This window comes from Telmatobacter bradus (assembly GCF_048629425.1).
GTDB lineage: Bacteria > Acidobacteriota > Terriglobia > Terriglobales > Acidobacteriaceae > Telmatobacter > Telmatobacter bradus.
In genome coordinates this window covers 3,099,133-3,112,173 of sequence record NZ_CP184532.1, presented here as the reverse complement: position 1 = coordinate 3,112,173, position 13,041 = coordinate 3,099,133, and the positions used below count along the sequence as shown (strand labels likewise).

7 protein-coding genes are annotated in these 13,041 nt (G+C 60.4%); 3 read left to right on the top strand and 4 right to left on the bottom strand.

The features are described 5' to 3' along the window. Positions 1-45: 45 nt before the first annotated feature. Positions 46-840, bottom strand: coding sequence for an orotidine-5'-phosphate decarboxylase (pyrF, locus tag ACOBR2_RS12830; protein ID WP_420236506.1), 795 nt, complete (start codon positions 838-840; stop codon positions 46-48). Between the two features lie 206 nt (positions 841-1,046). Here pyrF and ACOBR2_RS12825 point away from each other — a divergent pair, with 206 nt between their 5' ends. Continuing rightward, entirely contained in the window at positions 1,047-2,294 is a 1,248-nt protein-coding gene (locus ACOBR2_RS12825; protein WP_420236505.1) for a tetratricopeptide repeat protein, read from the top strand. A gap of 268 nt (positions 2,295-2,562) precedes the next feature. Here ACOBR2_RS12825 and ACOBR2_RS12820 read toward each other — a convergent pair whose 3' ends face one another. Beyond that, positions 2,563-5,193 carry a DNA topoisomerase 3 gene (locus ACOBR2_RS12820; protein ID WP_420236504.1) on the bottom strand — a complete coding sequence of 877 codons (2,631 nt, stop codon included), beginning with the start codon at positions 5,191-5,193 and terminating at the stop codon, positions 2,563-2,565. 225 nt (positions 5,194-5,418) lie between these two features. Beyond that, positions 5,419-7,596, bottom strand: coding sequence for an alpha-ketoacid dehydrogenase subunit alpha/beta (locus ACOBR2_RS12815; RefSeq protein ID WP_420236503.1), 2,178 nt, complete (start codon positions 7,594-7,596; stop codon positions 5,419-5,421). Between the two features lie 160 nt (positions 7,597-7,756). Here ACOBR2_RS12815 and ACOBR2_RS12810 point away from each other — a divergent pair, with 160 nt between their 5' ends. Beyond that, on the top strand, positions 7,757-8,764 hold the full coding sequence (locus ACOBR2_RS12810; protein WP_420236502.1) for a mechanosensitive ion channel family protein: 1,008 nt from the start codon (positions 7,757-7,759) through the stop codon (positions 8,762-8,764). A 50-nt stretch (positions 8,765-8,814) separates the two neighbouring features. Here ACOBR2_RS12810 and ACOBR2_RS12805 read toward each other — a convergent pair whose 3' ends face one another. Then, a complete protein-coding gene (locus ACOBR2_RS12805; protein WP_420240014.1) occupies positions 8,815-9,162 on the bottom strand; it encodes a helix-turn-helix domain-containing protein in 348 nt (115 codons plus the stop codon). A 320-nt stretch (positions 9,163-9,482) separates the two neighbouring features. Between ACOBR2_RS12805 and ACOBR2_RS12800 the strand changes: the two genes are divergently transcribed. After that, complete coding sequence (locus ACOBR2_RS12800; protein ID WP_420236501.1) at positions 9,483-12,902, top strand: carboxypeptidase regulatory-like domain-containing protein; 3,420 nt, start codon at positions 9,483-9,485, stop codon at positions 12,900-12,902. Positions 12,903-13,041 lie beyond the last annotated feature (139 nt).

Sequence of the window (13,041 nt, the reverse complement as noted above, 5' to 3'; positions counted from 1 at the left end):
TTTTGACACGTTTTGACGCGATTTTTGATGTTTTTTTGTCGAAAACTACTCGGTTGGCGTGAGCTCTTCGGCCATTTCCTTGAGGATGGCCTCGGCGGCTTCTACCGGGTCAGCTGCCTGGGTGATGGGGCGGCCCACTACCAAGTGGCTTGCACCCAGGCGCAGGGCTTGGGCGGGTGTGGCGATCCGTTTCTGGTCGCCGACGGCCGCACCTGCCGGACGAATGCCGGGAATCACCAGTACGCCTTCAGGGCCGGTCAGCTTGCGCAGCCGGGCTACTTCCTCAGGTGAGCAGACAAAGCCGTTGAGTCCGGCCTGAATGCCCATCTTGGCGAGCAGCTCCACCTGTTCGGCGGGCGTGCGGTTGACGCCGATGGCCTTCAGTTGGCTCTGGTCCATGCTGGTGAGCACGGTAACGGCCAGCAGTTGGGGCGGATTGTCAATGCCTTCCAGTGCTTGTTTGGCCGCCGAAAGCATGGCTGGCCCGCCCGCGCCGTGCAGGGTGAGCAGGCTGGCACCCATCTGGGCGGCAGAGCGCACGGCTCCGGCCACGGTGTTGGGAATGTCGTGCAGCTTCAGGTCCAGAAAAACCGAGTGGCCGCGCGCCACAATCGGTTCGATAACGCTGGGGCCGGCGGCTACGAACAGTTCCAGGCCCACCTTGAACCAGTGGCAGTGTGTTTCCAGCTGATTGACCAGGTCAATGGCGGCCTTGGCGGTGGGGACATCGAGCGCGACGATCAGCCGACGGCGTGCTTCTTCGAGAGGATCGTATGTGGCTGGAGCCGGTGCGGTCATCATGGCCGCAAACATCGGATTCAGCCGGTCGGGAATAGGCATACATCCATGGTACCCGAGCCCGGCTTTCGGCCCAAGCGGTTCTGTCACGGGCGGCTGTGACAAAAGAAAGAGGTTCCGGGAATGTAACGGGGAATTACCGGGAGAATCACAAAATGCCAAAGCTGGATCAGATAAGCTGAAAGGGCAAGTTGTAAGTACAAGATGTTGAAAATGCATGGGCGAGGCGGCCCATGGGAGGTTGAAGATTGCATTTTGGCTGCATGCAGGTGATGGGCTGGCGTCGTTGGGTGATTTTGTGGATAGTGAGCGGTTGTATGGCGGCGCTGGCCTGGTCGGCTCCGGCGCGCAACACAGGGCCCGTGCATACCAACCCGCTGAACAACGATCCGCTGGTGCGTGAGGCCTATCAGCACTACTACATGCTGGATTACAGCGGCGCGGTCGAACGCTTGGAGCGCTTCCACCAGATGCATTCTGGCGATCCGCAGGCCAGTGCGCTGCTGCTGAACGCGCTGGTTTTTCAGGAGATCTTTCGCAAGGATCTGCTGGATACGACTTTCTATTCGAATGACGGATTTTTGACCGGCCGCCATGCTACGGACGAAGACCCCAAGGTGCGCGACCGGATTTTTGCGCTCAGCGACGAGGCCGTGCGCGAGGCTGATTGGCGCATCCAGAAGAACCCGAACGATGCGGACGCCTACTTTGCGCGCGCCTGGACGCGGGCACTGCGCTGCACCTATGTGGCGATGGTGGAGCGGGCCTTTGGAGCGGGCTTCAAGCTGGCCAACAAGGCTCGTGAAGACGCCCAGCGTGCCCTGCAACTGGAGCCCAATTGCGCCGACGCGGAGCTGATTACCGGCGTTTATCAGTACGTGGTGGGCGCTTTGCCGCTGCCCTTCAAGATCGTGATTGGTTTTGCCGGAATTACCGGCAGCAAGTCAACGGGGTTGGCCATGCTGAATGACGCGGGTGCCCGTTCGCCGATTGTGAGTGTGGAGGCGCGGACCGCAATTGCGCTTTTTTTGCGCCGGGAAGCGCATTACCGCGAGGCCATCGAGTATGTGCGCGGCATGAAGCGCCAGTACCCGCACAACTTCCTGTTCTGGCTGGAAGAGGCTAACCTGCGCAAGGACGCGGGCGAGGGCATGGCCGGTGTGGAGGCGTACAGAGAGATTGTCGCCGCCGACAGCAAGCCGGGATTCTTTGGCGAAACCCGCATGGAGCTGGCGTATTTCGGTATGGCGGAGGCTTTGCGTGGTCAGCGCCACTATCGGGAGGCTGCCGAGGCTTATGAGCACACGGCTTTGATGCCGGGCGTGGGGAGCGAGTTGAAGATCCGTTCGCTGCTGGCGGCGGGTGAGTGCCGCGACCTGAACGGCGAACGGCAGTTGGCCGTGCGCGACTACCAGATGTCGGTGGATGCAGGCCCCAATACCAGCCGTGGCGATACGGCCCGCAAACGGCTGCGCTCGCCCTACAAGGGGAATTAGTAAAAGCAGCTTTCAGCTATTAGAGCATTTTCGGAATGCACGTAGACTTTTTAAGGGGCTTGCAAGGTGCCTTTTTCTTGAGGAAAAAGGCACTTAGCATCCTACTTCCGGTCTATAGTAATTCCGAAAATGCTATAGCTTGTTCCTGCTGCTGCGCTGTCCGGTGTTCAGGTTGTAGATTCCTGTCCTGGGTTCGTGGTTTCCCAGGTCCCAAAAGCGGGACCTGGGAAACCCAGCTGAGATCTGAAAGCTGAGAGCTGTTTTTTGCCTACAGCTGCAAACCTAGCCGCGTGGCAATTTCCTTCTGCTGGCCGTCGGTCACCTTGTAGGTGAGGGCCAGCACGGAGGCGGGACGCAGGGTTGTCACCTGATCGCAGAGCAGGTCATATTCCGCGCTGTGTTCGCGATGGCTGGCGAGCACGCGATGCGCCTCTTCCACGGCTACCAGCGCGGGTTTGCGCTTGGCTAGCATCTGCGGGAAGCCGGCCACCGAGAGCCGTTCCGGAGCCACCAGCAGAAACTGCAGCCGTCCGTTCAGGTACTCCACGCAGGCCGCACGCAGGGCGTCGCGGTCGCGTTCGGCGTGAATGCTGTCTGCGGTAGCGCCTTTCTGCCGCAGCAGGGCTACCTGCTCATCGAGCCAAGCTGCATTGTCGCTGAAGACCAGCGTGGAAGTGGCCAGTGCCAAGCCGGCCAGCTGCCAGCAGATGGTTTTGCCAGCGCCATCGGTCTGTGCCCAGAGAGCATCCTTGCCGGAGGCCGCGGCCAGGGCCACGGACTTTTGCCCGGTGCGGAATTTTTCATGGCCAAAACGCTCTTGCAGAAGCTGGAGAAGCAGCGCACCTTTGGCGGGCTTTCTTTCGGTTTTTTTTTCGTCCGCTTGCCCGGCTGTGCGCGGGCTTTTGCGCGTCGCTTGGGCATCGGCTCCAGAGTCCTGCTTGCGGGCTTCGCTGCCCGGTGCGTCGGGGCGCGGCGTCCAGGCTTTGCGCGGCATCTGGCTGACTTTGCCCACCACTTCGCTGACGTAGCTGTTGATGCCTTCGAGGAAGGGCTTCAGTTGGGCCTCGCCGTGGTGGATCTTCTTCAGGTAGGACTCCCACTGGCCGGTCATGGCCGGGGTTCTGGCCTCGGGATGCACTACCTCAATGAGGTGAATGCCCTTATCGGTGGCTTCCAGCGTTTTGCCGCCGCGCACAATGTAGGCACGCTTCAACAGGGTTTCGATGATGCCGGCGCGGGTGGCGGGTGTGCCCAGGCCAGTCTCCTTCATGGCGTCGGAGAGTTCCTTCTCATCGAGCATCTGTCCGGCGGTCTGCATGGCGGTGAGCAGCGTGCCTTCGGTAAAGCGCTTGGGAGGCTTGGTCTTCTTCTTTTTAGCTTCAATGTGGGCTACGCGTTGCGGCTGACCTTCGGTCAGATCGGTGGGCAGAACCTGCTCCGCTTCGCCGTCTTCGCCCTCGTTTTTGGACTTTTTCTTGTTTTTTTCCGGAGCTACGTCGAGCACCTTCCAGCCGAGCTGCTGCACCAGCGTGCCGGTGGTGCGGTAGCGATCGGTGATGGCCTCTTCCGCGCCGTTGGCAGGGGTTTGGATGGCCGTAATCACGGTGGTGACGGCCTGCAGATGATCGTCGTGCCACATCATCAGAAAGCGGCGGCAGACCAGATCGTAAATCTTGCGTTCCTGTTCGCTGAGCGAGGTGCGGCCGGGGTTCACGGCGTTGGGCAGCAGGGCGTGGTGATCGCTGACCTTGGCGTCGTCCACAAAGCGGCGGCTGAGCGGACGCTTGCCGGTGCCTTCGGCCACCAGATTCTTGTACTGCGGCGCAAGGACCGCGGCAATGGAGCCTACGGTGGCGGCTATGTCCGCCGTAAGGTGGCGGCTGTCGGTACGTGGATAGCTGATGAGCTTGTGGCGCTCGTAAAGGGCCTGCGCGTAGGTGAGCGTTTCTTGCGCGCTGAAGCCGAAGAGGCGGTTGGCGTGGCGCTGCAGTTCGGTCAGGTCATAGAGCAGGGGGGGGAGCGAACGCTGGGTTTCAGACTGCGCGCTTTCGATGGCCACGGCGCCTGTTTTGGCGCGGGCTACAATCTGCTTGGCCTCATCGCCATCGGCGGGCAGGCGCTGCAGCTTGGCCAGCGCTTCCTTGTCTTTGCCCTGTTCTTCGCGGGGGCGGAACCAGGTTCCGGTGTAGCTCAGTTCCTTGCGCTCGGCCAGACCGGCAAACTGCGCAATCACCTCGATGTACTCTTCCGCCACGAACTGCTTCAGGGTGAGTTCGCGGTCTACGAGCATGGCGAGGGTGGGGGTTTGCACGCGGCCTACTGAAAGCTCTTCGCGATAGAGCAGGGAGTAGGCGCGGGAGAGGTTCATGCCTACCAGCCAGTCGGCGCGGCTGCGACCGTGGGCGGCGTCGGCCAGTCCATCGTAGTTGGTGCCGGGCTGCAGCTTGTCAAAACCTTTGCGGATGGCCTCGGCGGTCATGGACGAGATCCACAGGCGCTTGACTGGCTTGCTGCACTCGGCGGCGTCGTAGATGTAGCGGAAGATCAGCTCGCCTTCGCGTCCGGCGTCTGTTGCACAGACGACTTCGGCGACGCGAGGGGAATTCAGGATTTTGCGCACGACTTCGAATTGGCTGCGGGTCTTGTCGTAGACGACCAGAGGCCAAGTTTCAGGCAGCATGGGCAGGGTATCAAAGCGCCACTGCTTCCAGTCGGGGCGCATATCGTGGGGCTGGGCCAGCGAAACCAGATGGCCGATGGCCCAGGTGACCACGTAGCCATTGCCGTGCAAAAAGCCGTCGCCCTTCTTGTCTGCGCCAAGCACCTTGGCTATGTCACGGGCGACCGAGGGCTTTTCGGCGAGTACGGCAATCGTTGTAGTGGATTCGTTCGAAGACATCGGTTATTAGTATGGCACCGCGCGGGCGTTGACGCAGCTTTCAGCTTTTTGGTGTGGAGGAGGGTGGGGCACCCGCTTGTTTTTTGATTTGCCTGAAAGTATTTTGTTGGTTCGGTAGGTCAGTCGAGATTCGAGCTTTCCCAGGTCCCAAAAGCGGGACCTGGGGCACCCAGACTCGCTATCAGCTCATCGTGCCACAGACAAGCTGAAAGCTGACGGCTGTTTTTAAAACGCCTTCAGGTCTACGATGGCCTTCAGGATCTTGCCGGGTTGGGGCAGGATCTCGTCTTCTAGCACGGGCTGGTAGGCCACGAAGGTGTCCATGCCGGCGACGCGCCGCACGGGCGCATCCAGATCCTCGAAGAGTTCGTCGGCGATGCGGGCGGCAATCTCCGCACCGTAGCCCCAACTCTGCATATCCTCATGCGCAACGATGACGCGGCTGGTTTTGCGCACCGAGGTTGCAATGGCTTCCCAGTCATAGGGGTTGAGCGTGCGCAGGTCAATGACCTCCACGTCGATTCCATGCTCGCGGGCGGCCACTTCGGCAGCCTGCAGGGCACGCGGCACCACTGCACCGTAGGTGACCAGCGTGATCTGCGTGCCGGGGCGCACGATCTTGGCTTTGCCGAAGGGGATCATGTAGTCGGGACCCGGATAGGGCGCTTTGCCGAAGGGTTCGCGGTAGAGCCGCTTGTGCTCGAGGAAGAGCACCGGATCATCGCAACGCAGGGCGGTGCGCAGCAGGCCGTTGGCGTCGAGCGCGTTGGAGGGCATGACCACGCGCAGGCCGGGAATGTGCGTGAAGAGGCTCTCGCCCGACTGCGAATGATAGATGGAGCCGCCGGTGAGGTAGCCACCGATGGGCACACGGATGACCATCGGCGTGGCCCAGGTTCCATTTGAGCGCCAGCGCAGCACGGCTACTTCATTGCGGAGCTGGTGGTAGGCAGGCCAGATGTAATCGAAGAACTGAATTTCGGCTACCGGCTTCATGCCGCGGGCGGCGTAGCCAAAGGCGCGACCGGCAATGCCGGCTTCAGCCAAAGGCGCATTGAAGACGCGGTCGTCGCCGAACTCGCGCTGCAGACCGGCGGTCAGCTTGAAGACGCCGCCTTTGCCCTTGGTTTCAGCCAGTGCTTCGGCGCGGGTGGCGTCGGCCACGTCTTCGCCAAAGACGACGATGCGCGGATCGCGGCGCATTTCATCGTGCAGGCAGGCGTTGATCAGATCGGCCATGGTGCGGCCATTTTTTTCCTGGTTCTGGTCAGGGTCCGTGGCAAAGGCCGCGCTGGTCGGATCGAGGTTCTCGCTGTAGACGTGCTTGGTGATGCTGTCGATCTCGGGGATCGGAGCTTCGAGGGCGCGTTCGGCGGCAACGGCTGCGATGCGGTCCTGCTCGTGCTCAAGCGTGTCCAGTTCGGCTTCGGTACAGATTTTTTCGCGGAGCAGGCGGGCGCGCATCAGCTTGAGCGGATCACGCAGGTTGTCGGCTTCGCGCTCGGCGGCGGTGCGGTAGAGCTTGTCATCGTCGGAGAGCGAGTGGGAGTAGGCGCGCATGCAGTGGCCATGCACGAAGGCCGGTCCCAGGCCCGCGCGGCAATGCGCGGCGGCGCGCTGAACGGCGTAGAAGCTGGCTTCGGGATCGGTGCCGTCAACCTCTTCGATATAAAAGTTGGGATGGTTGGCGATCAGCTTGGAGATGCTGCCACCGGGGGTGTTTACTTCAACCGGCGTGCTGATGGCGTAGCCGTTGTCTTCGATCAGGAAAATGACGGGCAGCTTGTTGTTGCTGGCGGCGTTCACCGCTTCCCAGAACTCGCCCTGCGAGGTTGAGCCTTCGCCGACGCTGGTGAGGGAGACTTCATCGCCCTGGAACTTGACGTCGCTGTAGGCGCGGTAGTCGCCGTCATGGTTGGCGGCGGCTTCGGGATGGCGGCTGAAGTAGCGGCCCGCCTCAGCGCAGCCCACGGCATGCAGCAACTGGGTGGTGGTGGAAGACGAGGTGCTGACCACGTTGAATTTGCGGCTGGACCAGTGCATGGGCATCTGGCGACCGCCGCTGAACGGATCGGCGGCAGCGCCGACGGCCTGCAGCATCATCTCTTCCGCCGTCAGGCCGAGGGCCAGACAGAGTCCGCGATCACGGTAGTAGGGGAAGAACCAGTCAACGCCCGGCTTGAGCGCCTTGGCCGCGCCCACTTGCAGGGCTTCGTGGCCCGCGCCGGAAATCTGAAAAAAGATCTTCTGCTGGCGCTTGAGCATGATCTCGCGGTCGTCCAACCGGCGCGATAAAACCATCAGCCGATAAAAATCCACCAGCTGTTCGGCGCTTACGGCCTTCTGCCCGGCGCTCGTTGTTGCCTGTTCCTTATGTGTTGCGCCGATCACTGCAAGTCCCATGCTTTTACGTCTCCCTCCAGACCGTTTGCGGACGGTCCCATCCTTCATTTTACCAATCGGGCAGGGGAAACGGTGTGGGTTTGTCTTTTAGCCTTCCCCAAAGAGGAGTTGGCTGCAGTGTGCCGGAAGGACATAAAGTAATAAAGGGAGCAAAAAGAGCATGATGGATCCGATTCATCTGGCCATGCGCACGGGAATCTTTGCCGAAGGCCGGTTTCTGGGGCGCGTGGTGGACGGCTGGGCCGACGACGCACAGGATTTTGTGCGCACCAAGTTGCCGCACCTGCTGCTGGTGGCCATCGTTGCCTGGATGCTGAACCGCACTCTGCGCATCATTACACGGCACATGATCCAGGCTGCCGAGCAGCATGCCGCTGGCCATGGCCGCGTGGCGCAGGTGAAAACCCTGGCCGGAATCATTCATACCACCGGCGTTACCGTCATCACGCTGATTGCCGGAATGTTGATTCTGGACAAGGTGGGCATCAATCTGGGGCCGCTGCTGGCTTCGGCGGGAATCGCCGGGGTGGCCATCGGTTTGGCCGCGCAGAGCCTGGTCAAGGACATGCTCAACGGCCTCTTCATCCTGATTGAAGACCAGTTCAACATGGGCGACCGCGTGCGCGTGGCTGGGCTGACCGGTACGGTGGAGGCCATGACCCTGCGCAAAACCACGGTGCGCGATGACGATGGCACGCTCTACGTGATTCCCAACTCGCAGATTGCCACGGTGGCCAACCTGAGCGCGGGTTATTCAGTGGCGACGGTGAATGTGAGCGTGGATTTTTCCGCCAATCCTGATCTGGTGCTGGGCCTGCTGACCCGCATTGCCAACGAGGTGCGGGAGGACGAAGCCTTCCGCCAGCTTTTTGTGGCGGAGCCGCAGATTCTGGGCGTGGACGCGCTGAAGGGCAGTGAACTGATTTTTCCCGTGGTCTTTAAAACGCTGGCCACCAGGCAGTATGGGCCGGTGCGCGAGTTCAAGCGGCGGGTAAGGCTGGCGCTCGAAGAGCAGAAACTGCTGCCCGGCGACCCGTTCCGCGTCTTTTCCGGCTTTGGCGAGCAGCGTCCTGTGGCCGCAATCCGGCAGGCGGAAGAAGCTGCTGTTGTGGCGCAGGATCCGACCATTGCCAAACCATTGCCTGAGAATCCCTTTGCGGGGGAGTAGCAAAAGAAGAGGCGGACACTTTGTCCGCCTCTTCTTTTTAGATGTTTGTTTTATCGCACGGCTGTAGCGGCAAATTTTTTGACCATGGCCAGCAGCAGCTTGCGGTCGCTATCGTTCAGGTTGGACGAATAACGGCGGATCTGGGTCAGGAAGCGCAGTTCTTCGTCGGAGAGCTTCTGCGGGTTCATCTGGCGGCCCAGCGCGTCGTCGGCAAAGAACTGCGCGATCGGCACATCCAGCGCTACAGCAATCTTCGACAATGTGTCGAGCGAAGGGATGGTATGACCGTTTTCCACGCGCGACAGGTAACAGCGCAGCAACCCAGTCTTTTTTTCAATGTCTCCCTGTGAAAGTCCCTTCTGTAGACGGTGTGCTCGAATCGTCGTGCCGATCTTCATGGCGGCGTTGGTCCTGTCTGTGCCTGGGGATTTGTCCTGTGGCAACAAAATAAATGTTGACTTAAGGGTTAACATGCGAGCCGTCAGGATGCAAGGGGAAAGTCCATGATGTTGCAGGGGATTTACAGAAGTGTGCGGGTTACTGAGTGATTATCATTTGTTTTGACTTTTCGGGGCAGGGTTCCGTGGCCTCCAATTCTCCCATTTGTGCTCCTTTCGTGACATTTTGTTACATAGCATTACATCGCGCCGGTAAACCTTTGCCTAAAGCTGGGCGTCAGTACCAGTGTCCTAAGTAAAAGAAAGAGTGGAGCGCGGGCATGAGGCAGGGAAAATTTTTCAGAGCCGGAGCCGCTGGTTTTCTTCTGGCGTTGGGCGGGTTTGGGGCAGGTACAGCGGTTGCGCAGGCTACGGCAGAGGCACCCGCTGAGGCAGCGCAGCAGGCTGTGACTGGTGGCCGCCTGCACGGCGTGGTGAAGAGCGGACAGACGCCGCTGCCGGGCGTGGCCGTGACGGCGCAGAATACGCTGACCGGCAAGCGCTATGCCACTACCACCGACATTACCGGCGCTTGGTCGCTCACTCTGAGTCAGAATGGCCGCTACGTGGTGCGCACTCAGTTTTCCGCCTTTGCTGCTGGCGTGCAGGAGGCGGTGCTGAACGCTGCCAGCCACGATCAGACGGTGGACTTCAGTCTGCTGCTGGCTTCGCGGGTTGTGGTCGCGCCGCAGTCGGGTGATGAGGCCAGTGTGGCAGCACAGAGTCCGCGGCAGATGGCAGCGCGCGGGGCACAGAATTTGAGCTTGGTGAGTTCGCTGAGCGCCGATGTGGAGACGCAGGCTTCGGGTGCGCAGGCGGCGGGAGGCGAACTGCCGACAGTGGCTGCCAGCAGCGACTTTAGCAGCGAGTCGGTGGCCATCAGCGGACAGTCGGGGCAGGTGAGCGCTGCGGCCGGGCAGGATATGGACCGACTGCGGGACCAGATGGAGACTATGCGGGCGCAGAACGGTGGCCAGATGGGCGGCTTGTTCGGCGGTGGTGGCGCAGGTGGTTTTGGCGGCGGAGGCGGGATGGGCGGCGGCTTTGGCGGAGGTTTTGGTGGCCCTGGCGGTCCGGGTGGCCGAGGCAACTTCCGCGGTTTTAACTCGGCGCAGCCGCACGGCGCGGCCTTCTGGATTGGCTCGAACTCGGCCCTGAATGCACAGCCCTACAATCTACGTGGTTCTTCTGAGACGCAGCCGACCTCGGGCAGCAATCGTTTTGGGTTGAGCTTCATGAGCGCGCCCTATATTCCAGGCCTGACCAAGCCGAGCGGCAAGGATACGTTCTTCCTTACCCTGAGTGGGCAGCGCAGTTCGAGTCCCGTGAATGAGTACGCACTGGTGCCCACCGACGCCGAGCGCGGTGGAGACTTTTCGGCCAGCGGATTGCCGCTCATCTACAATCCGTCCACTTATGCGCAGTTCACCTCGAACGGCACGGCCAATGTGATTCCGTCGGGCAATATTTCTTCGCAGGCGGCAGCCTTGCTCAAGTACTTTCCGGAGCCGAACCTGAAGGGCAACAGTAGCTACAACTACCAGTTGCTGACGACGGCGCAGACCAACAGCACGCAGTACGGCGCGCGCTACATGCGCTCGCTTGGCAAGAATGCTTCGCTGCCCAGTGGTGGCGGGCGCGGATTTGGTTCGAACCGGCGCAGCCAGAATCAGGGACTGCGGCAGAGCATCAACTTCAACTACAACGGTGCGCGCTCGGCGGCGGACAATGTAAACATTTTTCCTGGCCTCGGCGGCAAAACCAGTTCGGAATCGAATGCGCTTTCGGTTGGCTATACCATCGGCTATCACAAGCTGACCAACATTCTGACCTTGAATTGGAACCGGAACCACAGTCAGGTGATTAACTTTTTTACCAACCACGAAGATATTGCCACAGATCTTGGCATTATGGGCGACAGCAGTGCAGCGCTCAACCAGAGCGCGCTGAACTACGGCTTGCCCAACATCACGCTTAGCTCCATCACGGGATTGACCGAGCAGCAGCCCAGCGATCAGACCCAGCAGACGATCTCGGTTTCAGAGACGCTGAGCTGGATTCACGGCAAACACAACATGCGCTTTGGTGGCGACTACCGCCGCGTGCATAACGACGTTCTGGGCGGATCGAACGCGACGGGCACCTTCACCTTTACGGGCCTGTTCACAGAGAATGCTTCCGGTTCCTCGTCTACGGGCTCGGCGCTGGCCGATTTTCTGCTCGGGTTTCCGCAGACTACGAGCATCGATTCGTCGTCGGCCAAAAGCTATCTGCGCGATAATGTTTTTGACGGCTTTGCCATGGATGACTGGCGTTTGAGCCGCTCCTTCACCGTCAATGCCGGTGTACGTTGGGAGTACTTTCAGCCCTACGGTGAAAAGGATGGCTATCTGGCCATGGTGGACACCAACGCCAGCGGCGGATTCACGAGTGTGACCGAGGTGCAGGCGGGCGGAACAGGAGCGTCGAGCGGCAAGTTGCCGAGTGGGCTGGTCTACGGCAATCATCATGCGTTTTCTCCGCGTGTGGGGCTGGCCTGGCGAGTGCCCAAGCTGCCGCAAACCGTGATTCGCGCGGGCTACGGCATCAACTACATGGTGGGGCAGTACGGTACTTTTGCAAGTTCCATGGCGCACGAACCGATGGTGAACAATGCTGATTTTGTGAACGAGCAGACCAACCGCGAAGAAGATTCAAGCAGCAACGCGAGTTCAGCCTGTGCGCGTGCCAGTACTTCCACCTGCTTTACACTGGCCAGCGGTTTTTCATCGCCGGATACGGTGGGTAACTACGCCGTTGACCCGCACTACAATCTGCCTTACGTGCAGGTGTGGAACCTAAATGTGCAGAAGACGTTGCCCTGGAGCATCGTGATGAACGCAGGCTACAACGGCTCGCGCGGCTCCAGCCTGGACATCAAGAGCGCGCCGTGGGAGAGCACAACGAGTCCCAACACCAATCCCAACGATGTGTCGTTCACCTACGAGCAGGGGGCGGCCACATCGCGCTTCAACGCGGGCACGTTGAGTGTGCAGAAGCGGCTTTCGGGCGGGTTTGCGTTGGGTGCGTTCTATAAGTACTCGCATGCCATCGACAATGCGGCCAGCATGGTGCAGAACTGGCAGGTGTTGAACGCGGAAGAAGGAAATTCCAGTTATGACGTGCGCCATTCGGTGAATGGAAACTACCTTTACGAGCTTCCCTTTGGTTCGGATCGGGAGTGGGTGACGACTGGCCTGCTCTCGCACATTCTGGAAGGATTTTCGCTCTCTGGCACCTTTACCTTTGCTACGGGCACGCCGCTCACGCCAACCTATCAGGCATCGGTTTCTGAAGCAGCGCGTGGCAGCAGCGGTACCTTCCGTCCGGATCGCGTGGCGGGCCAGTCGATTACGGCTGGTGGTGGTTCGGTGAAGAAGTGGTTCAACACGGCAGCCTTTGCCGCGCCTGCAAATACCTATGGAACGGCTTCGCGCTATTCGATTCCCGGACCCGGCACGGTTTCGAATAACATGACACTTTCAAAGACGATGCGCATGGGCGACATGCGTTCGTGGGAGTTCCGCGCCACGTCGAACAACGTCTTTAATACCGTGCAGTACTCGGGCGTGGAGACGAATGTGGAATCTTCGGCCTTCGGTCAGGTGAATTCCACCAGCACCATGCGCACCTTCCAGTTTGAGTCGCGGTTCAGGTTTTGACAGAGTCGCGGAGTTAGCCCGTCGCGGAGTTAGCGAGTCAGCTAGCCCGCAAGTCAGCTAGTTAGCTTGCCAGCGGAGTTAGCGGCTGCGTTGCAGGGTTGGCGTGGTTCGCTGCGCGTGCGGGAACAAGAGTTTTAAA

Excerpts from the sequence above, each read along its gene's own strand:
- pyrF (WP_420236506.1), bottom strand. The coding sequence starts at position 840 with ATGCCTATTCCCGACCGGCTGAATCCGATGTTTGCGGCCATGATGACC.
- ACOBR2_RS12820 (WP_420236504.1), bottom strand. The coding sequence starts at position 5,193 with ATGTCTTCGAACGAATCCACTACAACGATTGCCGTACTCGCCGAAAAG.
- ACOBR2_RS12800 (WP_420236501.1), top strand. The coding sequence starts at position 9,483 with ATGAGGCAGGGAAAATTTTTCAGAGCCGGAGCCGCTGGTTTTCTTCTG.
- ACOBR2_RS12815 (WP_420236503.1), bottom strand. The coding sequence starts at position 7,596 with ATGGGACTTGCAGTGATCGGCGCAACACATAAGGAACAGGCAACAACG.
- ACOBR2_RS12805 (WP_420240014.1), bottom strand. The coding sequence starts at position 9,162 with ATGAAGATCGGCACGACGATTCGAGCACACCGTCTACAGAAGGGACTT.
- ACOBR2_RS12810 (WP_420236502.1), top strand. The coding sequence starts at position 7,757 with ATGATGGATCCGATTCATCTGGCCATGCGCACGGGAATCTTTGCCGAA.